The 19,473-nt window shown below is 66.6% G+C and carries 23 protein-coding genes and 2 tRNA genes; 13 read left to right on the forward strand and 12 right to left on the reverse strand.

The genetic code is table 11. The annotated features are described in order from the left end of the window. The first annotated feature begins 29 nt into the window (after positions 1-29). Both gap (G5A46_RS14390) and gap (G5A46_RS14395) read left to right on the forward strand, forming a co-directional pair. Positions 30-1,031, forward strand: a complete 1,002-nt coding sequence (gap, locus tag G5A46_RS14390) for a type I glyceraldehyde-3-phosphate dehydrogenase (RefSeq protein ID WP_163850453.1) — start codon at positions 30-32, stop codon at positions 1,029-1,031. 248 nt (positions 1,032-1,279) lie between these two features. Then, positions 1,280-2,278: a type I glyceraldehyde-3-phosphate dehydrogenase gene (gap, locus tag G5A46_RS14395; RefSeq protein ID WP_163850454.1), complete on the forward strand. Its 999-nt coding sequence runs from the start codon at positions 1,280-1,282 to the stop codon at positions 2,276-2,278. A 163-nt stretch (positions 2,279-2,441) separates the two neighbouring features. On the opposite strand, the gene G5A46_RS14400 is transcribed toward gap (G5A46_RS14395), so the two are convergent. The 3 genes from G5A46_RS14400 to prfA all read right to left on the reverse strand — a co-directional run bounded on the left by G5A46_RS14400 (position 2,442) and on the right by prfA (position 5,250). After that, positions 2,442-3,137, reverse strand: a complete 696-nt coding sequence (locus G5A46_RS14400; protein ID WP_163850456.1) for a DUF4167 domain-containing protein — start codon at positions 3,135-3,137, stop codon at positions 2,442-2,444. 212 nt (positions 3,138-3,349) lie between these two features. Then, entirely contained in the window at positions 3,350-4,204 is an 855-nt protein-coding gene (gene prmC / locus G5A46_RS14405; protein WP_239520927.1) for a peptide chain release factor N(5)-glutamine methyltransferase, read from the reverse strand. Beyond that, positions 4,201-5,250 (reverse strand): peptide chain release factor 1, encoded by a 1,050-nt coding sequence (gene prfA, locus G5A46_RS14410; protein WP_163850458.1) that lies wholly within the window; start codon positions 5,248-5,250, stop codon positions 4,201-4,203. Before prfA ends, prmC begins: the two co-directional genes overlap by 4 nt. Positions 5,251-5,314: 64 nt before the next feature. On the opposite strand from prfA, the gene G5A46_RS14415 reads away from it, so the two are divergent. Beyond that, positions 5,315-5,650 (forward strand): hypothetical protein, encoded by a 336-nt coding sequence (locus tag G5A46_RS14415; protein WP_163850460.1) that lies wholly within the window; start codon positions 5,315-5,317, stop codon positions 5,648-5,650. 23 nt (positions 5,651-5,673) lie between these two features. On the opposite strand, the gene G5A46_RS14420 is transcribed toward G5A46_RS14415, so the two are convergent. From G5A46_RS14420 to purC, 3 genes are all read right to left on the reverse strand, one after another. Further along, positions 5,674-6,084 carry a DUF1499 domain-containing protein gene (locus G5A46_RS14420; RefSeq protein WP_163850462.1) on the reverse strand — a complete coding sequence of 137 codons (411 nt, stop codon included), beginning with the start codon at positions 6,082-6,084 and terminating at the stop codon, positions 5,674-5,676. An 89-nt stretch (positions 6,085-6,173) separates the two neighbouring features. Beyond that, the gene (gene purS, locus G5A46_RS14425) at positions 6,174-6,404 is read right to left on the reverse strand and encodes a phosphoribosylformylglycinamidine synthase subunit PurS (RefSeq protein WP_163850464.1); all 231 of its coding nucleotides are present in this window, start codon (positions 6,402-6,404) and stop codon (positions 6,174-6,176) included. A 25-nt stretch (positions 6,405-6,429) separates the two neighbouring features. Further along, positions 6,430-7,188: a phosphoribosylaminoimidazolesuccinocarboxamide synthase gene (gene purC / locus G5A46_RS14430; RefSeq protein WP_163850466.1), complete on the reverse strand. Its 759-nt coding sequence runs from the start codon at positions 7,186-7,188 to the stop codon at positions 6,430-6,432. A 155-nt stretch (positions 7,189-7,343) separates the two neighbouring features. On the opposite strand from purC, the gene G5A46_RS14435 reads away from it, so the two are divergent. Both G5A46_RS14435 and bmt read left to right on the forward strand, forming a co-directional pair. Then, entirely contained in the window at positions 7,344-7,655 is a 312-nt protein-coding gene (locus G5A46_RS14435) for a DUF1476 domain-containing protein (protein ID WP_163850468.1), read from the forward strand. A 210-nt stretch (positions 7,656-7,865) separates the two neighbouring features. Then, positions 7,866-8,879, forward strand: a complete 1,014-nt coding sequence (gene bmt, locus G5A46_RS14440) for a betaine--homocysteine S-methyltransferase (protein WP_163850470.1) — start codon at positions 7,866-7,868, stop codon at positions 8,877-8,879. A 196-nt stretch (positions 8,880-9,075) separates the two neighbouring features. Here bmt and G5A46_RS14445 read toward each other — a convergent pair whose 3' ends face one another. Continuing rightward, positions 9,076-10,143 (reverse strand): PA0069 family radical SAM protein, encoded by a 1,068-nt coding sequence (locus G5A46_RS14445; RefSeq protein ID WP_239520930.1) that lies wholly within the window; start codon positions 10,141-10,143, stop codon positions 9,076-9,078. A 220-nt stretch (positions 10,144-10,363) separates the two neighbouring features. On the opposite strand from G5A46_RS14445, the gene G5A46_RS14450 reads away from it, so the two are divergent. The 4 genes from G5A46_RS14450 to G5A46_RS14465 all read left to right on the forward strand — a co-directional run bounded on the left by G5A46_RS14450 (position 10,364) and on the right by G5A46_RS14465 (position 12,477). Then, positions 10,364-11,071 carry a corrinoid protein gene (locus G5A46_RS14450; RefSeq protein WP_163850474.1) on the forward strand — a complete coding sequence of 236 codons (708 nt, stop codon included), beginning with the start codon at positions 10,364-10,366 and terminating at the stop codon, positions 11,069-11,071. Positions 11,072-11,142: 71 nt separating this feature from the next. Then, complete coding sequence (locus G5A46_RS14455; RefSeq protein WP_163850476.1) at positions 11,143-11,328, forward strand: hypothetical protein; 186 nt, start codon at positions 11,143-11,145, stop codon at positions 11,326-11,328. Beyond that, a complete protein-coding gene (locus G5A46_RS14460; protein WP_163850478.1) occupies positions 11,321-11,983 on the forward strand; it encodes a DUF1638 domain-containing protein in 663 nt (220 codons plus the stop codon). The genes G5A46_RS14455 and G5A46_RS14460 overlap by 8 nt, the downstream gene beginning before the upstream one ends. After that, complete coding sequence (locus G5A46_RS14465; RefSeq protein WP_163850481.1) at positions 11,980-12,477, forward strand: hypothetical protein; 498 nt, start codon at positions 11,980-11,982, stop codon at positions 12,475-12,477. Before G5A46_RS14460 ends, G5A46_RS14465 begins: the two co-directional genes overlap by 4 nt. A 6-nt stretch (positions 12,478-12,483) precedes the next feature. Here G5A46_RS14465 and G5A46_RS14470 read toward each other — a convergent pair whose 3' ends face one another. Beyond that, positions 12,484-12,894 (reverse strand): SufE family protein, encoded by a 411-nt coding sequence (locus G5A46_RS14470; RefSeq protein WP_163850483.1) that lies wholly within the window; start codon positions 12,892-12,894, stop codon positions 12,484-12,486. A gap of 135 nt (positions 12,895-13,029) precedes the next feature. On the opposite strand from G5A46_RS14470, the gene G5A46_RS14475 reads away from it, so the two are divergent. Beyond that, complete coding sequence (locus tag G5A46_RS14475) at positions 13,030-13,536, forward strand: hypothetical protein (RefSeq protein WP_163850485.1); 507 nt, start codon at positions 13,030-13,032, stop codon at positions 13,534-13,536. 123 nt (positions 13,537-13,659) lie between these two features. On the opposite strand, the gene rnd is transcribed toward G5A46_RS14475, so the two are convergent. The 3 genes from rnd to purM all read right to left on the reverse strand — a co-directional run bounded on the left by rnd (position 13,660) and on the right by purM (position 16,551). Continuing rightward, positions 13,660-14,817: a ribonuclease D gene (gene rnd, locus G5A46_RS14480; protein WP_163850486.1), complete on the reverse strand. Its 1,158-nt coding sequence runs from the start codon at positions 14,815-14,817 to the stop codon at positions 13,660-13,662. An 85-nt stretch (positions 14,818-14,902) separates the two neighbouring features. Continuing rightward, positions 14,903-15,502 (reverse strand): phosphoribosylglycinamide formyltransferase, encoded by a 600-nt coding sequence (gene purN, locus G5A46_RS14485; protein WP_163850488.1) that lies wholly within the window; start codon positions 15,500-15,502, stop codon positions 14,903-14,905. Next, entirely contained in the window at positions 15,499-16,551 is a 1,053-nt protein-coding gene (gene purM, locus G5A46_RS14490; protein ID WP_163850490.1) for a phosphoribosylformylglycinamidine cyclo-ligase, read from the reverse strand. Before purM ends, purN begins: the two co-directional genes overlap by 4 nt. Positions 16,552-16,787: 236 nt before the next feature. Here purM and G5A46_RS14495 point away from each other — a divergent pair. Continuing rightward, a tRNA-Ile gene (locus tag G5A46_RS14495) sits at positions 16,788-16,864 on the forward strand. A 51-nt stretch (positions 16,865-16,915) separates the two neighbouring features. On the opposite strand, the gene G5A46_RS14500 is transcribed toward G5A46_RS14495, so the two are convergent. Then, positions 16,916-18,214, reverse strand: coding sequence for an ATP-binding protein (locus G5A46_RS14500; RefSeq protein WP_163850492.1), 1,299 nt, complete (start codon positions 18,212-18,214; stop codon positions 16,916-16,918). Positions 18,215-18,287: 73 nt separating this feature from the next. On the opposite strand from G5A46_RS14500, the gene G5A46_RS14505 reads away from it, so the two are divergent. Together G5A46_RS14505 and G5A46_RS14510 are read left to right on the forward strand one after the other, a co-directional pair. Beyond that, a complete protein-coding gene (locus tag G5A46_RS14505) occupies positions 18,288-19,205 on the forward strand; it encodes an MBL fold metallo-hydrolase (protein WP_163850494.1) in 918 nt (305 codons plus the stop codon). An 81-nt stretch (positions 19,206-19,286) separates the two neighbouring features. Then, a tRNA-Asn gene (locus tag G5A46_RS14510) sits at positions 19,287-19,361 on the forward strand. Positions 19,362-19,473: the final 112 nt, after the last annotated feature.

A 19,473-nucleotide genomic window follows, 5' to 3' on the forward strand; every position in this document is an offset into this window, starting at 1 on the left:
ACGCCAACCAGCACGATGGAGTTTGCGACATGACCGTCACCTTGGGGATCAACGGATTTGGCCGGATCGGACGCTGCACCCTGGCCCATATCGCCGAAGCCGCGCGCAACGACGTCCAGGTGGTGAAGCTGAACGCGACCGGCCCGCTGGAAACCAACGCTCACCTGCTGCGCTATGACAGCGTGCACGGCCGGTTCGGCGGAGAGGTCCGGCTGGGCGATGGCACGATGGATATCGGGCGCGGCCCGATGCAGGTCTTTTCCACCTACGATCCCGCCGAACTGGACTGGTCCGGCTGCGACGTGGTGCTGGAATGCACCGGCCAGTTCAATGACGGCGCCAAGGCCGGCGTCCACCTTGAGCGCGGCGCGAAATCCGTGCTGATCTCCGCCCCGGCCAAGAACGTGGAAAAGACCATCGTCTACGGCGTCAACCACCGCGACCTGGCCGAGGGCGACACCATGATCTCCAACGGATCGTGCACCACCAATTGCCTGGCCCCGCTGGTCAAGGTGCTGAACGACGCCATCGGTATCGACAGCGGCATCATGACCACCATTCACAGCTACACCGGGGATCAACCGACGCTGGATCGCCGCCACGGCGATCTGTACCGCGCCCGCGCGGCGGCGATGTCGATGATCCCGACCTCGACCGGCGCCGCACGCGCCCTTGGGGAAGTCCTGCCGGAGATGAAGGGAAAGCTCGACGGCTCCGCCATCCGGGTGCCGACGCCGAACGTGTCGGCCGTGGACCTGACCTTTGTCGCCGGCAAGGACGTGACCGAGGCCGACGTGAACGAAGTGGTGCGGGAGGCCGTCGCCGGCCACATGGGTGCTGTCCTGGCCTATGACCCGGAGCCCAAGGTCTCCGTCGATTTCTGCCATACGGAGCATTCGTCGATCTTTGCCCCCGACCAGACCAAGGTGACGGGCAAGCGGCTGGTGCGGGTGCTGGCCTGGTACGACAACGAATGGGGTTTTTCCTGCCGCATGGCGGATGTGGCGGCAGCTCTGGGCCGGTTGCAGTAACCCCTTGATCGCAGAACATTTCAAAGGCGCCAGGTCTCGTCCTCGGCGCCTTTTTCCGTTTGGCCTGCGCCTGTGTGTCACCACCGGCGCCGCCTGTGCGAATGGCGTCTCCCTGCCGCTTGGCCGCCAGCACCCTGCCCCGCCACGCGACCCTCTTGCGAAGCCAGTTTGTTCGCGCTAACATTCGCGCGAGTTAGCGCTAACGTATCACGCGGGGCCGCTGCGGGGCGCCCCAGAAGGAGGCTCCCATGACCACAATCGCCATCAACGGCTTTGGCCGGATCGGACGAAATGTCCTGCGCGCGATCCACGAAAGCGGACGCGACGATCTGGACATCGTGGCGATCAACGATCTTTACGACACCACGACCAACGCCCATCTTCTGCGCCACGACAGCGTGCACGGGCGGTTCCCCCACACCGTGAGCGAGGGTGCCGACTGGATCGACGCAGGGCGCGGCCGCATCCGCGTCACGGCTGAACGTGCGCTCTCGGGGTTGGATTGGCAGGGCGTGGACGTGGTGCTGGAATGCACCGGCATTTTCACCGATGGCGAGAAGGCCAAACAGCACCTGGACCAGGGCGCCGGGCGTGTCCTGATTTCGGCCCCTGGCAAGAACGTCGATCGCACCGCCGTCATGGGCGTCAACCACAAGACGCTGGAAGCCGGGGATCGCCTCGTCTCCAACGCGTCCTGCACCACCAATTGCCTGGCCCCGGTGGCCAAGGTGCTGAACGAGACCGTGGGTCTGACGCGCGGTTTCATGACCACGGTACATTCCTATACCGGCGATCAACCGACGCTGGATACCGGGCACAAGGATCTCTATCGCGCGCGGGCGGCTGCGATGTCGATGATCCCGACCTCCACCGGCGCAGCCAAGGCCGTGGGGCTGGTGCTGCCCGAACTGGCCGGGAAACTTGACGGTGTGGCGATCCGGGTGCCCACGCCCAATGTCTCCTGCGTGGATCTGACCTTCGAGGCCGGGCGCGACACCGATGCCGAAGAGATCAACGCCGCCATGCGTGCCGCCGCCGAAGGCCCGTTGAAGGGTATTCTGGGCATCGTCGACACGCCGCTGGTGTCGGTTGATTTCAACCACGACCCCCATTCCGCCAGCTTTGCCCTGGACCAGACACGGGTCATGGACGGGCGCATGGTGCGGGTGCTGGCCTGGTACGACAATGAATGGGGGTTCTCCAATCGGATGGCCGACATGGCGGCGCAGATGGGCCTGCTGGCCTGATCCCGGCGGCCGGGGCGCCTGATAGGCGCCGCCCCGGTTGGTGGCCCGCTCCGCCCTGACCGTCAGACGCGAAAAAGGCGCCCTTTCGGGGCGCCTTTTGCATACCAGGTCATGCTGCGCATCGGCGCACGAGCCGGGCGGAAGATCCGGCCGGCCGCCGCGCCTATTCCGCCGCCTGGGAGGATGGACCGGAGGTCTCGCCAGAGCCGCCACCCTCGGGCGTTTCGGTTTTCTTCTTGCGCGGCGCGCGTTTGCGTGGCTTGGGCTTTTCCGCCGCCTCGGGTGTTTCCACCAGCCCGCTGTCGGCATCGCCATCGATCACGGGTGCGGCGTCGGCATCAGGGTCAGGTTGCTTGGGCGCGCGGCGCTCGGAGGGTTTGCGCCCTTCTGATCGCGGGGTGCCGGAGGTGGATTTGCCGCTGCCATCACCGGAATTGGCCGCGTTGGCATTGCCGCCGTTTCCGCCATTCCCGTTCCCACCGCTGTTGCCAGCTTCGCCAGTGTCCCCGTCCGAACCGGAATTGTCCCGGTCCTGCCGTGCGGCGCGATCACGGTCGCGATCGGCCTGGCGCTGACGGTTTTCCTGTTCCTGTTGTTCGCGGCGGGCGTCCTGGTCGCGCTGCGCCTCTCCCAACATCCGCAGGTAGTGTTCCGCGTGTTGCTGGAAATTCTCGGTCGCCACGCGATCACCGGCCAATTGGGCATCGCGCGCCAGCTGGTTGTACTTGTCGATGATCTGTTGCGGCGTGCCGCGCACCTTGCCCTCGGGGCCCGAGGAGTCAAAGACGCGGTTGACGATATTGCCAACCGAACGGTTGCGGTTGGACTTGTTCCGCGAACGTGATTTCGAAGATCTCATATTTCTTAATTTCCAGCCTTTTTTGCCTCAGCTGTCGCTGCTCCGCACTATGCGCCCAATCGCGCGGGGTCTGCGGGTTGCGACTGTGTCTGGCTTGGTCGCGGGGGGGAGGCCGAATAGTGGCATCCACCGCCCCGGTCTCTCTTGGATAATCATGAGTACCGCCCCGTGACAAGGGGGGAAGCGGTGTTTTCCACGCAAACCCATGCGTTTTATGCGCGAATATCGGGATTTCGGAGCTTTTCCGCCGCAATGACACGATCGCGCCCGTCAAGGTCGGGCAGAACGCGCACCCGGCTCAGCCCGGCGGCGGAGAACATGGCGGCGACGGCCCCCCCCTGGGTCGGGCCGATCTCCACCAGCAGCCGCCCGCCGGGCGCGAGATGGGCCGCTGCCCCCTTGGCAATGGCGCGGTACGCATCCAGCCCGTCACCGCCCGGGGTCAGCGCCATGCGCGGTTCATGGCCGAGTTCCGGCGACAGGCCGGCCATCTCCGTCTCCGCGATATAGGGCGGGTTGGAGACGACGAGATCCCATTGCCCTGTCACCGCCTCCCACCAGTCGGAGGGGCCGAACACGGCGCGATCCCCCAGCCCCAGCAGCACCGCATTCTGCGCCGCCACGGCCAGTGCGGCGGCGGACAGATCGACGCCGAGCCCGGTGGCCTGTGGGCGTTCGGCCAGCAGCGTCAGCAGGATGCAGCCCGACCCGGTACCCAGATCCAGGATACGGTCGGCCGTGCCGGTCAGCGCCTCCGCCACCAGGGATTCGGTTTCGGGGCGCGGGTCCAGCACATCCGCAGTGACGCGGAAGTCGCGCCCCCAGAAGGCACGGCGACCGATCAGGTGGCTGACCGGCTCCCGCGTCAGCCGGCGGGCCAGCATCCTGTCCAGCATCTCTGCCGCCGCGGGGTCCAGCGGATCGTCCAAATGCAGCGCCAACCGGTCGCGGGCCAGGCCTGTGGCATGGGCCAGCAACCACCGCGCATCCCCCGCCGGGTCCGGGATGCCGCCTTGCGCCAACCTGCGCCGGGCCGCGTCCAGCGCGGCGCGCAGCGGCTGGGTCATGCCTCGTCCTCGGCCAGCAGGCGGGCCTGGTTGTCGGCGGTCAGCGCGTCGATGACCTCATCCAGATCGCCCTGCATCACCTGCTCCAGCTTGTAGAGGGTCAGGTTGATCCGGTGGTCGGTCATCCGGCCCTGCGGAAAGTTGTAGGTGCGGATGCGTTCGCTGCGGTCGCCGCTGCCCACCTGCGCCTTGCGGTCGGCGGCGCGTTCCTCGCTGGCCTTCTGCCGTTCCAGATCGAACAGACGGTTGCGCAGCACCTGCATGGCGATGGCGCGGTTCTGGTGCTGCGATTTCTCCGAGGAGGTGACCACGATACCGGTGGGTTCGTGGGTGATGCGCACTGCGCTGTCGGTGGTGTTGACATGCTGTCCCCCCGCGCCGGAGGCCCGCATCGTATCGATGCGGATGTCGGCCGGGTCGATGCGGATGTCGACTTCCTCCGCTTCCGGCAGGACTGCGACGGTGGCGGCGGAAGTATGGATGCGCCCACCGCTTTCGGTGGTGGGCACACGCTGTACCCGGTGCACGCCGCTTTCGTATTTCAGCCGGGCAAAGACGTTCTGGCCGCGCACCGCCGCCGTGACCTCCTTGATCCCGCCCAGCTCCGTCAGCTGCTGTTCAACGATCTCCATCGTCCAGCCGCGCGCCTCCGCATAGCGTTGGTACATGCGCAGCAGGTCGCCGGCGAACAGCGCCGCCTCGTCGCCACCGGTGCCGGGGCGGATCTCCACCATGGCCGGGCGGGCATCGGCGGCATCGCGCGGCAGCAGCGCGACCTGCACCGCATGTTCCAGATCCGGCAAGGCAGCGCGCAGGCGGGGAAGCTCCTCCTCCGCCAGTGGGGCCATGTCGGGATCGGAGAGCATCTGCTCCGCCTCCGCCAGGTCATCGCGGGTGGCGATGTAGCGGCGCACCGCCTCCACCACCGGGCGCAATTCCGCATATTCGCGCGACAGCGCGGCGAAATCGCCTCCGCCCTCGGCCAGCCTGGCCTCCAGGTATTCGTAGCGCCCGATGATCCGGGCCAGCCTGTCTTCGGAAATCATGCCTGTTCCTGTCTCCCAAACACCGCGCTTGGTCAAGCGGGAAGGTCCGTGGTATCCTGCCCCGATGACCCGCCTTGCCCCCCACCCGGCGCCAAGGTCGCTGATCGCGGCGCTTCTGCTGACACTGGCCCCCGCCGGGCCGGTCACCGCCGACGCCAATATCGGCGGAAAGATCGTGGATTGCTACTGCACCGACACCTCCGGCTCGCGCAAGGAACTGGGAGAAGTCATCTGCCTGCAAGTCGACGGGCGGATGTTCACCGCGCAATGCCAGATGTCGCTGAACGTACCCATGTGGCGCGAGTTGCAGAATGGCTGCCTGTCGTCCGGGCTGGCACCGCGCGATGCGCGCCGGCCGCTGGGCCAATCCGCGCCGGTCGCCGCGCTTTCCGGTAGATGAACCGGCCCCCGCTCCCGCGCGAACTAGGCGCGCGGCTCCTCGGCCCCGGCCTCAAGGCTGGCCTGCCAGGCATTCAGACGCTTGGCATTCACGCCGAAATCCTCGGTCCCGAAACGCTGGCGCCCCCATAGCCGCAGTTGGTCGCCGGTCAGTTGAACGGTGGTATAATCGGGATAGCCGATCAGCCCGCTGCGCGTGACATAGGTGATCATCCCCTCCGCCGGGCTGCCGGCCAGCCGGCGGGTGCGCGGCCAGTCCAGCGCGATCCGGTCCAGCCGGGACAGGGCATCGCCTTTGGCGGGGATCTCCACCACCGCGCCGCGCGCCACCTCTTGCGGCAGACGGTGCCAGCGCACCGGATCGGACGGCGCCAGCCGCACATAGGCCAGCGCCCCGATGATCAGCCCAAGGGCCAGCCCGATGATCCATGCCATGATCGCATCCTTTCGCATCGCCCCTCCGACACCCCGACTGAACCGGAACCGGACAGCCGCGCGCCCCGCCCCGACAGCGCCGGGCCAGATCAGGCCATTTCGATCCGGTAGCTTTCGATCACGGTGTTGGCGAGCAGCTTCTCGCACATCTCGCGCACCGTCTCTTCGCCGGTGTCGGGCGCCAGGTCCAGTTCGATCACCTTGCCCTGACGGACGCCTTCAACCCCGTCAAAACCCATGCCGCCCAGGGCCCGGCGCACGGCCTCCCCCTGCGGGTCCAGCACACCGTCCTTCAGCATTACATGCACGCGCGCCTTCATGGCTGTCTCCTTGGGTCTTGTCAGTTCAGTTGATCAGCCGCGGCTTGGCCGGGCCGTTGGTCTTTGGCAGCACGCCCAGGCGTTTGGCGACCTCGGTATAGGCATCCGTCAGATTGCCCAGATCGCGGCGGAAGACATCCTTGTCCAGCTTCTCGCCGGTTTCGATGTCCCACAGGCGGCAGCTGTCGGGGCTGATCTCGTCGGCCACGACAAGGCGCTGAAAATCGCCCTCGTAGACGCGGCCGACCTCGATCTTGAAATCCACCAGCCGGATGCCGACGCCGCGCATGACGCCTGACAGGAAATCGTTCACCCGCAGTGCCAGGTGGATGATATCGTCCAGATCCTGCTGCGTGGCCCAGTTGAAGGCCAGGATATGTTCCTCGCTGACCAGCGGGTCGCCCAGGCTGTCATCCTTGAAGCAATATTCCACGATCGGGCGCGGCAGGCGTGTGCCTTCCTCGATCCCCAGCCGTTGCGACATGGAGCCGGCGGCAAAGTTGCGCACGATGATTTCCAGCGGAATGATCTCGCAGGCGCGTACCAATTGTTCGCGCATGTTCAGGCGGCGCAGGAAATGCGTCGGCACACCGACATCGGCCAGCCCGACCATGAAGAATTCGGACAGGCGGTTGTTCAGCACCCCCTTGCCTTCGATCACGTCCTTTTTCTGGGCGTTGAAAGCGGTGGCATCGTCCTTGAAATACTGCACGATCGTGCCCGGTTCGGGGCCTTCATACAGGATCTTGGCCTTGCCTTCGTATATTTTCTTGCGTCTTGCCATGCGGATCGCATCTCCGGCCCGGGCGGGGCGACTCCCCCGCGGTTGCGCCCTCTTACGGCATGGACGGATTTGTCGCAAGGCGGCCCCCGGACTTGCGCCGGGGCGCCGGGGTGGGCATATCGGGGGTGACCTTCACCGTACCAGGGACAAGCCGGATGAGCACATTCGACGATCGCGAGAACGCATTCGAAAACAAGTATGCCCACGACCAGGAAATGCAGTTCAAGGCCGAGGCGCGCCGGAACAAGCTGCTGGGCCTCTGGGCCGCAGAGCTGCTGGGCAAATCGGGCGAGGACGCCCAGACCTATGCCCGCGAAGTGGTCAAGGCCGATTTCGAGGAGGCCGGCAGCGAGGATGTCGTGCGCAAGGTCTCCGGCGACCTGGGCGACAAGGCCAGCGCCGACGAGATCCGGGCCAAGCTGGCGGAACTCATGGCCGTGGCCAAGGGGCAGTTGCTGGAGGAATGATCCCCGCCCGGCGTTCATCGCCGCCCCTTCGATCCCGACCCCCGGCGTCCGGAACGGCGCCGGGGGTTTTTCATGCGCCTGCCGCATCCCTCCGCCGCCCCCCCTCGGGCGGCATTGCGGCGCCGCCATCGCTGCGCCAACCCAGATTGCGATTCCCGCACACATGTGGGATGACGCGCCCAGTTCCGCCCCATCATCAGGACCGACCCCATGACCAACGCCCTTACCCGCCTGCTGGAAACCCGCGACTGGCTGCTGGCCGACGGTGCCACCGGCACCAACCTGTTCAACATGGGGCTGTCCTCGGGCGATGCGCCTGAAATGTGGAACACCGACCATCCTGACCGCATCCGTGCGCTCTATCGTGGCGCGGTCGATGCCGGGTCGGACCTCTTTCTGACCAATTCCTTTGGCGGCAACGCCTCCCGGCTGAAACTGCACGGCGCCCAGGATCGCGCGCGCGAATTGTCCCGCGTGGCGGCGGAGCTGGGGCGCGAGGTCGCCGATACGGCGGGCCGACCGGTGATCGTCGCCGGATCTGTCGGACCGACGGGGGATATCATGGCGCCCATGGGCCCGCTGACCCACGAGGTCGCGGTGGAGATCTTCCACGAACAGGCAGAGGGGCTGAAAGAAGGCGGCGCCGATGTGCTGTGGCTGGAAACCATCTCCGCCCCGGAAGAATACCGCGCCGCGGCGGAGGCCTTCGCCCTGGCCGACATGCCCTGGTGCGGCACCATGAGCTTTGACACCGCCGGACGTACCATGATGGGCGTCACCTCCGAGGACATGGTGAAGATGGTCGACAAGCTGCCCAACCCGCCGCAGGCCTTCGGCGCCAATTGCGGCGTCGGCGCAGCGGACCTGCTGCGCACCGTGCTGGGCTTTGCCGCCCAAGGGTCCGAGACACCGCTGATCGCCAAGGGCAACGCCGGCATCCCGAAATATGTCGACGGCCATATCCATTACGACGGCACGCCCGAGCTGATGGCCGATTACGCCGTGATGGCCCGCGATTGCGGCGCCACCATCATCGGCGGCTGCTGCGGCACCATGCCCGACCACCTGCGCCACATGCGCGAGGCGCTGGAAACCCGCCCCCGTGGCGCGCGCCCGACGCTGGAGCAGATCACCGAAGCCCTGGGCGGATTTTCCTCGGCCAATGACGGCACCGGCGACATGTCCGACGCCCCCGCGCGCCGCAAGACCCGCCGCCGCAGCTAATCCCTTTGCGGCGCCTGCACCCAGGGTAGACGCCGCCTGCCCCCCAGTCTACTGCCCGCAGGTCCACACCTCCCGGCAGCCCCCCCTGTCGGGCTGCGCGCGCACTGGCTTCCTCCAAACGTCCGCGCCCCCTTCGGGCGGAAAAATACCGCCCCCGGAGGGTCGCCGCACAGCGGCGAATTCCCACGGACCCAGATCAAAACAACGCCAGCTGATCCCCGACCCGCGCCGGCGGTGCAAAAAGATCGCAGCGCAACGCGGGCTGCGCCTGATCCAACCCCAGCCGACGCGCCGCCGCCTCGAACCGGCGGGCGATGATGCGGGCATAGGGCCCCTCCCCGCGCATCCGGGCCTGCCAGCGCGGGTCATAATCCTTCCCGCCATGCATCTCCCGCACCCGGTTCATCACCCGCGCGGCGCGGTCCGGCAGATGCTGCGCCAGCCAGTCGCGAAACAGCGGCGAGACCTCCAGCGGCAGCCGCAGCATGATCCAGCTGGCCGATCCGGCCCCGGCATCGCGCCCGGCCTCCAGGATCGCCTCCAGCTCGTGGTCGGTCAGCGCCGGGATCATCGGGCTGGCCATCAGCCGCACCGGCACCCCGGCCTGTGCCAGTGCCGCGATCACCTGCAACCTTTTTTCCGGCGCCGGCACGCGGGGTTCCATCTTGCGGGCCAGATCGCGGTCCAGCGTGGTCACCGAAATCCCCACCCGTACCAGCCCGTCGCGCGCCATTTCCGACAGGATGTCGAGGTCGCGCAGAATCCCCGACCCCTTGGTCACGATGGCAACGGGATGGCGAAAGTCGCGCAACACCTCCAGACAGGCGCGCATGATGCCGCGCTCCTTCTCGATCGGCTGATAGGGATCGGTGTTGGTCCCTATGGCGATCGGTGCCACGGCATAGCGTTTCGCCCGCAACTCCCCCGCCAGAACCTTCGGCGCTTCGGGCCGGGCGATCAGGCGGGTTTCGAAATCCAGCCCCGGCGACAGGCCCAGATAGGCATGGGTGGGTCGGGCAAAGCAGTAGATGCAACCGTGTTCACAGCCGCGATAAGGGTTGATCGACCGATCAAACGGCAGATCCGGCGACCGGTTGTAGGTGATCACGCTGCGCGGCACCTCTTCCGTTACCTCGGTGCGCAGCACATCCGGCGCCTCCTCCACCGGCCAGCCGTCGTCGAAGGCCTCCCGCTTCAGCCGGTCATAGCGGGAGGTAGCGTTGCTGGCGGCGGCGCGGCCCCGGCGGATTTCAGGCGGATGCATCGACATTTTCACGCTATTCCGAGTCGGAGAGAGAACATAGCGCGAACATATCGTCTCCACCACATGATCTCCATGAGAATTTTTCGCACTTTCCCGCCTCGCTTCCCCCTATAAGTCGAATTACCCTCGCGCTATGTCGCAATTCGGCCAGTGCCCTGTCGCCAAATAGCGAACAAGCGGAACAGGGCCGCAGCCACCCGCGACGCATCAGGATATGACCATGGCATCAGACGACGAAGACGAGATCATCCTGTCGGAACTGGACGACGACGAACTGGTCCAGCAGATGTTCGACGACCTCTACGACGGTCTCAAGGAAGAGATCGAAGAGGGCGTGAACATCTTCCTTGAACGGGGATGGCCCCCCTACCGCATCCTGACGGAGGCGCTGGTGGGCGGCATGACCATCGTCGGCCATGATTTCCGGGACGGCATCCTGTTCGTGCCGGAGGTCCTGCTGGCCGCCAACGCGATGAAGGGCGGGATGACCATCCTGAAACCGCTGCTGGCCGAAACCGGCGCGCCCCGCATGGGCAAGATGGTCATCGGCACGGTCAAGGGCGACATCCACGACATCGGCAAGAACCTGGTCGCAATGATGATGGAGGGCGCGGGGTTCGAGGTGGTCGACCTGGGCATCAACAACGCGGTTGAGGAATATCTTGAGGCGCTGAACACCGAGGATGCCGATATTCTGGGCATGTCCGCACTGCTGACCACCACCATGCCTTACATGAAGGTGGTGATCGACACGCTGAAGGAAAAGGGAATCCGCGAGGATTACATCGTGCTGGTCGGCGGCGCGCCCCTGAACGAGGAATTCGGCCGCGCCATCGGCGCCGACGCCTATTGCCGCGATGCTGCCGTCGCGGTGGAAACCGCCAAGACCTTTGTCGCGCGCAAGCATAACCAGGCCGCGGCCGGCTGATTTGGCCCGATCGGCGGCGGGGCGTTGAGCATGCCCCGCCCCGTGCCTATCTCTGGGACAGGAGGTGCCGCATGCCCGCACGACCCGTTCTGATTCTCATCCTTGCCGTTCTGGCCGCCGCCGCCGTGACCGTGGCGCTGATCCGGGCACTGGCTCCCGGTCTGTTCGGAGCCGGTGGTCTGTGGCTGCTGGTCGCGCTGCCGCTGGTGGCGCTGCTGCTGCGCGGGGCGCTGGCGCGTCGACGCGACGATGACTGACACCGCCCCCCCTCCGGACGAGGTTCTGACCCGGCGCGGCGCCGATCTGCGCGCGAAGCTGCCGGACACCCCGCGACCCGTGCTGTTGATCGCCTGCGGGGCATTGGCCCGCGAGGTTCTGGCACTGATCCGCACCAATGGCTGGGACCACATGCATCTGGTCTGCCTGCCGGCCATCCTGCACAATCACCCGGAGCGGATCGCCCAGGCCGTGCGCGAAAAAGTCGCCGAGAACAAAGCGGCTTATGACCGGATCTTCATCCTCTATGCCGATTGCGGCACCGGCGGCGAACTGGAACGAACCTGCGCCGAACTTGGTGTCACCATGCTGGCCGGGCCGCATTGCTATTCCTTCTTTGACGGCAATGACGATTTCGCCGCGCGCGGCGAGGTCACCAAGTTCTACCTCACCGATTTCCTGGCCCGGCAATTCGATGCTTTCGTCTGGCGCCCCATGGGGCTGGACCGCCACCCCCAATTGCGGGAGATGTATTTCGGCAATTACACCCATCTGGTCTACCTGGCGCAGACCGATGATCCGGCCCTGACCGCGCAGGCCCGCGCCTGTGCCGATCGGCTGGGCCTGGCGTTCGAACGGCGGTTTACCGGCTATGGCGACCTGGCCCGCGAACTGGCGCGGGACGCCGCACGGTGAGGGCTCTGCACGCCGATTGCGGCGCCTGTGCCGCATTGTGCTGCCTTGCGCTGGCGCTGGACCGTGGGCCGTCCTTTGCCATCGACAAAGCCGCCGGCGCCCCCTGCCCCAACCTGTCCGGGCATCTGTGCGGCATCCATTCGCAGCTGGCCGACCGGGGCTTTTCCGGCTGCACGCGCTACGATTGCCTGGGCGCAGGGCAGCGGGTGGTGCAGGAGCTGTTCGCCGGACGCAGCTGGCAGGACGACCCGGCGCTGGCGCGACCGATGATGGCGGCCTTTGCCGACATGCGCGCGGTGCATGAACGGATGGAACTGTTGCGCGCCGCCGCCGTCCTGCCGCTGGATCCCGATGCGGAGGCGCAGCGCCGAACCTATCTGGAACAACTTGACGACCCGGCGCTGGACGCGGCCGGGATCGCCGGGTTCGGCGCCTCCCCCCGCGCGGCGCGGATCGACGGGTTCATCCGGGGTTTGCGCCGGTTCGTCGCCTGAAAACCGTCAGGCCACGGCGGCAGCGGTTTCGCGCACACGGGTGATCATCGCGCGCAGCCCATTCGACCGCTGCGCCGACAGATGGTCCTGCAAGCCAAGCCGCGCCAGCTCTGCCGGAGCATCGACCGCGCCGACCTGATCGACCGGCAACCCGCTATAAAGCGCACGCAGAACTGCGATCAAACCGCGCACGATCAGGGCGTCGCTGTCGCCTTCGAACCGAAAGATCCCGTCCGCGATCTGCGGATGCAGCCAAACCTGGCTGGCGCAGCCGTCGACCTTGGTCGCGGGCACTTTCAGCGCGTCGTCCAGCGGATCCATGGCGCGCCCCAGCTCGATCACATGACGGTAGCGTTCTTCCCAATCCTCCAGGAACTCGAAATCCGCCACGATGTCTTCAAACTGTGCCTGTGCCATGTCATCCTCCGGCTTTGTCCATCAGGTAAGAGACCACGGGCAGGAGGTCCAGACCCCCGCCGGCCTCTATTCGTCTTTTCAACCAAGGGTCTTTCTTGTAGCTCTGAGACAAGAGACCATAACGGGTTGAGGGACATGACACGGATATTGACCACGCTGACCATCGCCGCCTTCCTTCTCAGCGGCTGCGGGGCCATCCGCGACAGTCGGATCAACCCGTTCAACTGGTTCGGCCGCGCCGAAAGCCGCGCGATCCCGGCGGAGGAGGTCAACCCCCTGATCCCGCGCCAGAACCGGATGAGCAGCAGCTACCAGCCCGAAACCCGCGTGCCCGTCGCCCGGATCGACGATCTGGTGGTGGAACGCGTGCCCGGCGGCGCCATCCTGCGCGTCACCGCGACGGCGGCCTACCAGGACAGTTTCAACGTCGGCCTGGTGCCCGCCCGGGAAACCGGCCCTGTGGATGGTGTGGCCTCCTACACGCTGTTGGCCAACCTGCCCGGCGGGCGTCATCGCCTGCGCGTCGGAGCGGAACAAACGCGCGTGATGACAGAGGCGCTGTACCTTTCCGACAAGGACCTGGAAGAGATCCGCGTGATCGAGGTGCGCGGTGCGCAGAACAGCCTGACCGTGCGGCGCTGATGCGGGGCGGCGCACGACGCCGAATGTATTCCCGAACGAAAACGGGCGCCCTGCTGCCGGGGCGCCCGCTTTTCGGTTCAAGCCGCGCCACCGCATGGCAGCGGGCCGGAATCACAACCGCGATCACAGATCGACGGTAAAGACCTTCTGCCCCTTGGCAGCCAGCGCGACCTCCCCGTCACACAAACGCAGGGCATCGGCGCCGAAGACATCGCGCCGCCACCCGCTCAGCGCGGGTACGTCGCGTTCACCGGCCGACAGCGCATCCAGATCCGAGGTCGGGGCGATCAGCTTGGCCGCGACGCCGCATTCCTCGGCCTTGGCTTTCAGCAGGACGCGCAGCAGATCGGCGATGGCGGGGTTCACCTGCAACTTCTCGCGCGATTGCTCCCCCTGGGGGAGGTCGGCGGACGGGCAATCAAGCCCGGACTTGACCGCCGCGATGATCCCTTCGGCAATCTCGCCCTTGCGGGCCTCCCGAAGCAACAGGCGCGCGCGGGACAGATCCTGAAGGCTCTGCGGTTTGGTGGAGGCCAGCTCTACCAGCGCATCGTCCTTGTAGACCCGGTTGCGCGGCACGTTGCGCCGCTGGGCATAGGATTCGCGGAACCGCGCCAATTCGCGCAGAATGGCCAGGAAACGGCCGGAATGAGTGCGGGTGCGGACCCGTTTCCACGCGTTTTCCGGGTCTGTCACATAGGTGTCGGGATCTTCGAGGATGGCCATTTCCTCGGCCACCCATTTCTCCCGCCCGGCCTTGCGGATCTCGGCCGAGAGGTGTTCGTAGATCTTGCGCAGATGGGTCACGTCGGCGATGGCGTATTTCTTCTGCGCCTCGGTCAGCGGACGCCGTGACCAATCGGTAAAGCGCGAGGATTTGTCCAGCCCTTCGCGCGCGATCTTGCGCACCAGCGTCTCGTAACCCACCTGTTCGCCGAAACCGCAGACCATCGCCGCGACCTGGGTGTCGAACAGCGGTTCGGGGATCACCCCGGCTGCGACGTAGAAGATTTCCAGATCCTGGCGCGCCGCGTGGAACACCTTGACCACGTCGGGATTGCGGAACAATTCGTACAGCGGTTCCAGCGACAGATCGCCGGCAATCGGATCGACCAGCACCGCGTCATCTTCGCTTTCGCCCGGCAGGGCCAGCTGGATCAGGCAAAGCTGCGAATAATACGTGCGTTCCCGAAGGAATTCGGTGTCGACTGTCACGTAATCATGACCGGCGGCTCGCGTGCAGAATTCGGCCAGCGCCTCGGTCGTCGTCAATGTCTTCATGCCGTTTGTCCGGGCCTTCTTGTTATTCCGTTGCTACCCGCATGTTTCCCCATTACCGGAAATTCCGCGGGATGGAAAGCTGACCTTATGGTAAATCACGCCGCGCCCGATCGCCGGCGGCAAACCGGCGCAGACAGGCGGGATAAAGAGCGTGTTCCCGCACCAGAACGCGGGCGGCCAGGCTGTCGGCATCGTCCTCGGGGCGGATCGCAACGCGGGCCTGGCCAAGGATCGGGCCGTCGTCCAGTTCGGCGGTGACCTCGTGCACGGTGCAGCCGGCCACGTCATCCCCGGCATCGAGCGCGCGTTGGTGGGTGTGCAGCCCGCGATATTTCGGCAACAGCGAAGGGTGGATGTTCAGCATCCGCCCGGCAAATCGCTGGGTGAATTCCGGCGTCAGAATCCGCATGAAACCCGCCAGGCACAGGATGTCGGGACGCGCCGCCAGCAGCGGCTCCAGCAGCGCCGCCTCGAAAGCCGCGCGGTCGCGGCCAAAGGGGCGGTGGTCCACGGCGGCCACCGGCACGCCACGTTCGGCGGCGCGCGCCAGCCCCCCTGCCGCCGGATCGTTGGAGGCCACCAGCACCGGGCGCGCCGGGTGATCGCCCGTCATGCTGTCCACCAGGCGCAGCATGTTGGAGCCGCCACCAGAGATCAGGATCGCCACCCGCGTCGGCGCGCTCACGCGCTCAGTTCCCCGCTGTAGCGGATCGCGGCCTCTTCCGTCACGGTGCCAATGCGGGCGACGGTCTCGCCCTCTGCGCGCAGCAGCTCGGCCAGCGCATCGGCGCGGTCGGGCGCCACGACCAGCACCATGCCGATCCCGCAGTTGAAGGTTTTCAGCATCTCGCCGCGATCCAGCCCGCCGGTGCGTGCCAGCCAGTCGAAGACGCCGGGCAATTCCCAGGCACCCAGGTCGATCCGCGCGCCCAGCCCCGACAGGACACGGGGCAGGTTCTCAGTCAGGCCACCGCCGGTGATATGGGCCAGCGCATGCACCCCGCCCGCGCGCACCGCCGCCAGCGACGGATTGACGTATAGCCGCGTCGGCGTCAGCAGCGCCTGCCCCAGCGTGCCGTCGGACCAGGGGCAATCTGCCTCCCAGCCCAGGCCCGAGACCTCCACCAGCTTGCGCACCAGCGAATAGCCATTGGAATGGACCCCGTCCGAGGCCAGCCCCAGCAGCACGTCCCCGGCAGCCACGTCGCGGGGAAGGTCCTGCCCCCGCTCCATCGCGCCGACGGCAAAGCCCGCCAGGTCGAAATCGCCGCCCGCATACATGCCCGGCATCTCGGCGGTTTCGCCACCGATCAGGGCACAGCCCGATCCGGCACAGCCCGCGGCGATGCCTTCGATGATGGCAGTTGCGGCGTCCAGCTCCAGCTTGCCGGTGGCGAAGTAATCCAGGAAGAACAGCGGCTCCGCCCCCTGGCAGACCAGGTCGTTCACACACATCGCCACCAGATCCACACCGATGGAGGAAACGTTGCCGGTGTCGATGGCGATCCGCAGCTTGGTCCCGACACCGTCGGTCGCGGCGACAAGGATCGGATCCTCGTAGCCCGCGCCCTTCAGGTCGAACAGCGCACCAAAGCCGCCCAGCCCGGACATCACGCCGGGGCGTTTGGTGCGGGCGGCGGCGGGCTTGATCCGCTCCACCAACTCGTTGCCCGCGTCGATGTCGACGCCTGCGTCGGCATAGGTGATCCCGTTGCGCGTGCTGTCGTCGCTCATGCTGATGGCCTCCGGCTGGTTTGCGCGCGAGCTACCCCATCCCCCGACCGGAGGCAACGGCAAAGGCGTCTCCGCCTGCGGGCACCATGCCCTGCGGCGCTGCCGATCGTGGCGATGTGCCCGCCCCGCCCTGCGCGCCGCGATACCACTGTCACCACGTCACGCCGCCCCGGCGCGGGGCCGAACTATCCCGCCGCTTGACCCTGCCGCGCGCGGGGCCTAATCAACAAGGCGGCGGGCCTGTAGCTCAATTGGTTAGAGCAGAGCGCTCATAACGCTTTGGTTGCGGGTTCAAGTCCTGCCGGGCCTACCATTCCCCGCCTTACCGGATGCCCCGGCCTATGCTGACGGGCCGCGCCGCGCGCTATCGTGCCAGCACCAGATCGGCGCAAAGCCCGCCCAGCTCCTCCGCCACGCCCAGCCGCAAAACGCCACCGTGGGCGCGGGCGACGTCATTGGCGATCGACAATCCCAAGCCGACGCCGGAGCCGCGATTCTGATTTCGCGATGCTTCCAGCCGGGTGAAGGGCCGCATCGCCTCCTCCCGGCTTTCGGCGGGAATGCCGGGGCCGTCATCCTCCACCCGGATACGCAGCGCCCGATCGCCCAGATGCGCCGAGACCACCGCCCGGTCGCCGTAGCGCACCGCGTTGCCGATCAGGTTCTCCACCGCGCGGCGCACCGCAAGTGGACGAAGCGGCATGGTGCCCGACCCCTGCACAATGCCGAGGGTCACCGGCTGGCCGGCGCGCTGCGCATCCTCCACCAACTCCCGCACCAGGGCGGCGGGATCGACCGGCTTGGCTTCCTCCTGGGCGGTGCCACGGGCAAAGGACAGGAATTCGTCCAACATCCGCTGCATGTCCTCGATGTCGCGCTCCATCGGTTCGCGGTCTTCGTCCGGCAGCATCGATACCGCCAGCCGCAGCCGTGTCAGGGGCGTGCGCAGATCGTGGCTGACCCCCGACAACAGCAGGGTGCGCTGTTCGATCTGGCGTTCCAGCCGCGCCCGCATGTCCAGAAAGGCATGTCCGGCCGACCGAACCTCCACCGCGCCGCCAGGCCGGTACGGCAGATTGCGCCCCCGGCCGAACGCCTCGGCCGCGCGGGCCAGTCGGGTAATCGGCCGCAGCTGGTTGCGCAGGTAGATGAAGGCGATGACCGTCATCAGCACCCCGAAGAACCCCATGTTCACCAGAAGCTGATGCGGGTTCGACGCCGACACCCGGCTGCGATCAAAGGTGAACCGCAGCACCCGGCCCGGATCGCCTGCCGCGTAGACATGCACCCGGTAATCATCGGGCAGGATCACCGCCTGCAAGCCCGGCACATGGTCCTTCAACGTGCGGATCACCACGCGCCCCGACAGGTCGTACCAGCGCGAACGGTCGACCTCGGGCGCGCCTGCCGCCGCGATGTCGGTGACGGCGACGTTCAGGATCGCCTCCACCGTTGCGCCGCCGGCCCGGTCATGGGCGCGGCGCAACAGGTTCAGGTCGCGGCTGACGGTGCGGGTCATCTGCACGGTCACATCCTCGAAATGGCGCTGGATGAAGACCACGGACACCACCAGTTGCAACGTGACCACCGGTAGAACCAGGATCAGCGCCGCCCGCCCGTAAAGTCCGCGCGGGACATATCGTTTGAGCCATGCGAAAGACATGCGCTAATGGTAAGCCGAGGTCGCGCCGGAGAAAAGCGGCCCCGTACCGCACAGGTCAAAAGGCAGACAGCAGATGAACGATTTCAACCCGACCCCCGGCCTTCCTCAGCAGGTTGCCCCCGGCCTGCGCCGCATCCTGTGCCCGAACCCATCGGCCTTTACCTGGCGTGGGACGAACACCTACCTGCTGGGTCAGCGCGATATCGCCGTGATCGACCCCGGCCCCGCGAACGACACCCACCTGGACGCGATCCTGGACGCGCTGGAGGACGGGCAGCGCATCACCCATATCCTGGTGACCCATTCGCACCTGGACCATTCCCCTCTTGCCCGGCCGCTGGCCGCGGCCACCGGCGCGCCGATCCTGGCCTATGGCGACAGTGCCGCCGGGCAATCGGCTGTCATGCAGCGCCTGGCCGCCACGGCCGACCTGGGCGGTGGTGAGGGGTACGACCCCGACTTCACCCCCGACATCGCCCTGCCCGACCAGGCCGAAGTCAAGGTCGCCGATTGGCAGGTCCGCGCCCATTGGACGCCGGGCCATTTCGGCAACCACATGTGTTTCGAGGTAACCGCCGGCCCGGCCAGAGGCGCTGTCTTCACCGGCGACCTGGTAATGGATTGGGCGACCTCCATCGTGTCACCCCCCGATGGCGACCTGACCGATTTCATGGCCTCCTGCGCCCGGCTGCGCACCCTGCCCGCGACGGTGTACCTGCCCGGCCATGGCGACGTGATCCACGAAACCCACGCCCGGATCGACTGGCTGATCGCCCACCGCCAAGGCCGCGAAGCCGATATCCTGACCGCCCTGGCCACCGCCCCCGGCACCCCCGCCGAGATCGCGACCCGCGTCTACACCGACGTCGACCCTCGCCTTCTGCCCGCCGCCACCCGGAACGTGCTGGCCCATCTCATTGATCTGACCGGGAAATCCCGTGTGACCCCCGAAAACGACCTGACCCCCGACGCCATCTTCCGCCTGACCTGAGGGAAGGTGCGGAAAATGTCATCCCACCTTCACTTATGCCCTTGCCCCCCCTGAATCACATTGCTAAAAGCCACCTCGTGTTCCGGCGTAGCTCAGCGGTAGAGCAGTTGACTGTTAATCAATTGGTCGTAGGTTCGATCCCTACCGCCGGAGCCAAAATCCCTCAGATATAGGCGAAACGCCTTATTTCATTGGGTTTCCCATGAGGTGACCTCCGACCAGAGTCGGAGCCACCTGTGCACGTGCACAAATTGGTGCACAAACGCGT

The sequence above is a fragment of the Pseudooceanicola aestuarii genome, from assembly GCF_010614805.1.
Lineage (GTDB): Bacteria > Pseudomonadota > Alphaproteobacteria > Rhodobacterales > Rhodobacteraceae > Pseudooceanicola > Pseudooceanicola aestuarii.

Bases quoted from the DNA above. Each gene is read 5' to 3' on its own strand.
- G5A46_RS14420 (WP_163850462.1), bottom strand. From the start codon at position 6,084: ATGGCATGGATCATCGGGCTGGCCCTTGGGCTGATCATCGGGGCGCTG.
- G5A46_RS14455 (WP_163850476.1), top strand. From the start codon at position 11,143: ATGCCCGCACGACCCGTTCTGATTCTCATCCTTGCCGTTCTGGCCGCC.
- rnd (WP_163850486.1), bottom strand. From the start codon at position 14,817: ATGAAGACATTGACGACGACCGAGGCGCTGGCCGAATTCTGCACGCGA.
- G5A46_RS14505 (WP_163850494.1), top strand. From the start codon at position 18,288: ATGAACGATTTCAACCCGACCCCCGGCCTTCCTCAGCAGGTTGCCCCC.
- G5A46_RS14475 (WP_163850485.1), top strand. From the start codon at position 13,030: ATGACACGGATATTGACCACGCTGACCATCGCCGCCTTCCTTCTCAGC.
- G5A46_RS14470 (WP_163850483.1), bottom strand. From the start codon at position 12,894: ATGGCACAGGCACAGTTTGAAGACATCGTGGCGGATTTCGAGTTCCTG.
- prmC (WP_239520927.1), bottom strand. From the start codon at position 4,204: ATGACCCAGCCGCTGCGCGCCGCGCTGGACGCGGCCCGGCGCAGGTTG.
- purS (WP_163850464.1), bottom strand. From the start codon at position 6,404: ATGAAGGCGCGCGTGCATGTAATGCTGAAGGACGGTGTGCTGGACCCG.
- G5A46_RS14445 (WP_239520930.1), bottom strand. From the start codon at position 10,143: ATGCATCCGCCTGAAATCCGCCGGGGCCGCGCCGCCGCCAGCAACGCT.
- bmt (WP_163850470.1), top strand. From the start codon at position 7,866: ATGACCAACGCCCTTACCCGCCTGCTGGAAACCCGCGACTGGCTGCTG.
- purC (WP_163850466.1), bottom strand. From the start codon at position 7,188: ATGGCAAGACGCAAGAAAATATACGAAGGCAAGGCCAAGATCCTGTAT.
- G5A46_RS14435 (WP_163850468.1), top strand. From the start codon at position 7,344: ATGAGCACATTCGACGATCGCGAGAACGCATTCGAAAACAAGTATGCC.
- G5A46_RS14500 (WP_163850492.1), bottom strand. From the start codon at position 18,214: ATGTCTTTCGCATGGCTCAAACGATATGTCCCGCGCGGACTTTACGGG.
- G5A46_RS14450 (WP_163850474.1), top strand. From the start codon at position 10,364: ATGGCATCAGACGACGAAGACGAGATCATCCTGTCGGAACTGGACGAC.
- G5A46_RS14460 (WP_163850478.1), top strand. From the start codon at position 11,321: ATGACTGACACCGCCCCCCCTCCGGACGAGGTTCTGACCCGGCGCGGC.
- gap (WP_163850454.1), top strand. From the start codon at position 1,280: ATGACCACAATCGCCATCAACGGCTTTGGCCGGATCGGACGAAATGTC.
- G5A46_RS14400 (WP_163850456.1), bottom strand. From the start codon at position 3,137: ATGAGATCTTCGAAATCACGTTCGCGGAACAAGTCCAACCGCAACCGT.
- gap (WP_163850453.1), top strand. From the start codon at position 30: ATGACCGTCACCTTGGGGATCAACGGATTTGGCCGGATCGGACGCTGC.
- prfA (WP_163850458.1), bottom strand. From the start codon at position 5,250: ATGATTTCCGAAGACAGGCTGGCCCGGATCATCGGGCGCTACGAATAC.
- G5A46_RS14415 (WP_163850460.1), top strand. From the start codon at position 5,315: ATGACCCGCCTTGCCCCCCACCCGGCGCCAAGGTCGCTGATCGCGGCG.
- purM (WP_163850490.1), bottom strand. From the start codon at position 16,551: ATGAGCGACGACAGCACGCGCAACGGGATCACCTATGCCGACGCAGGC.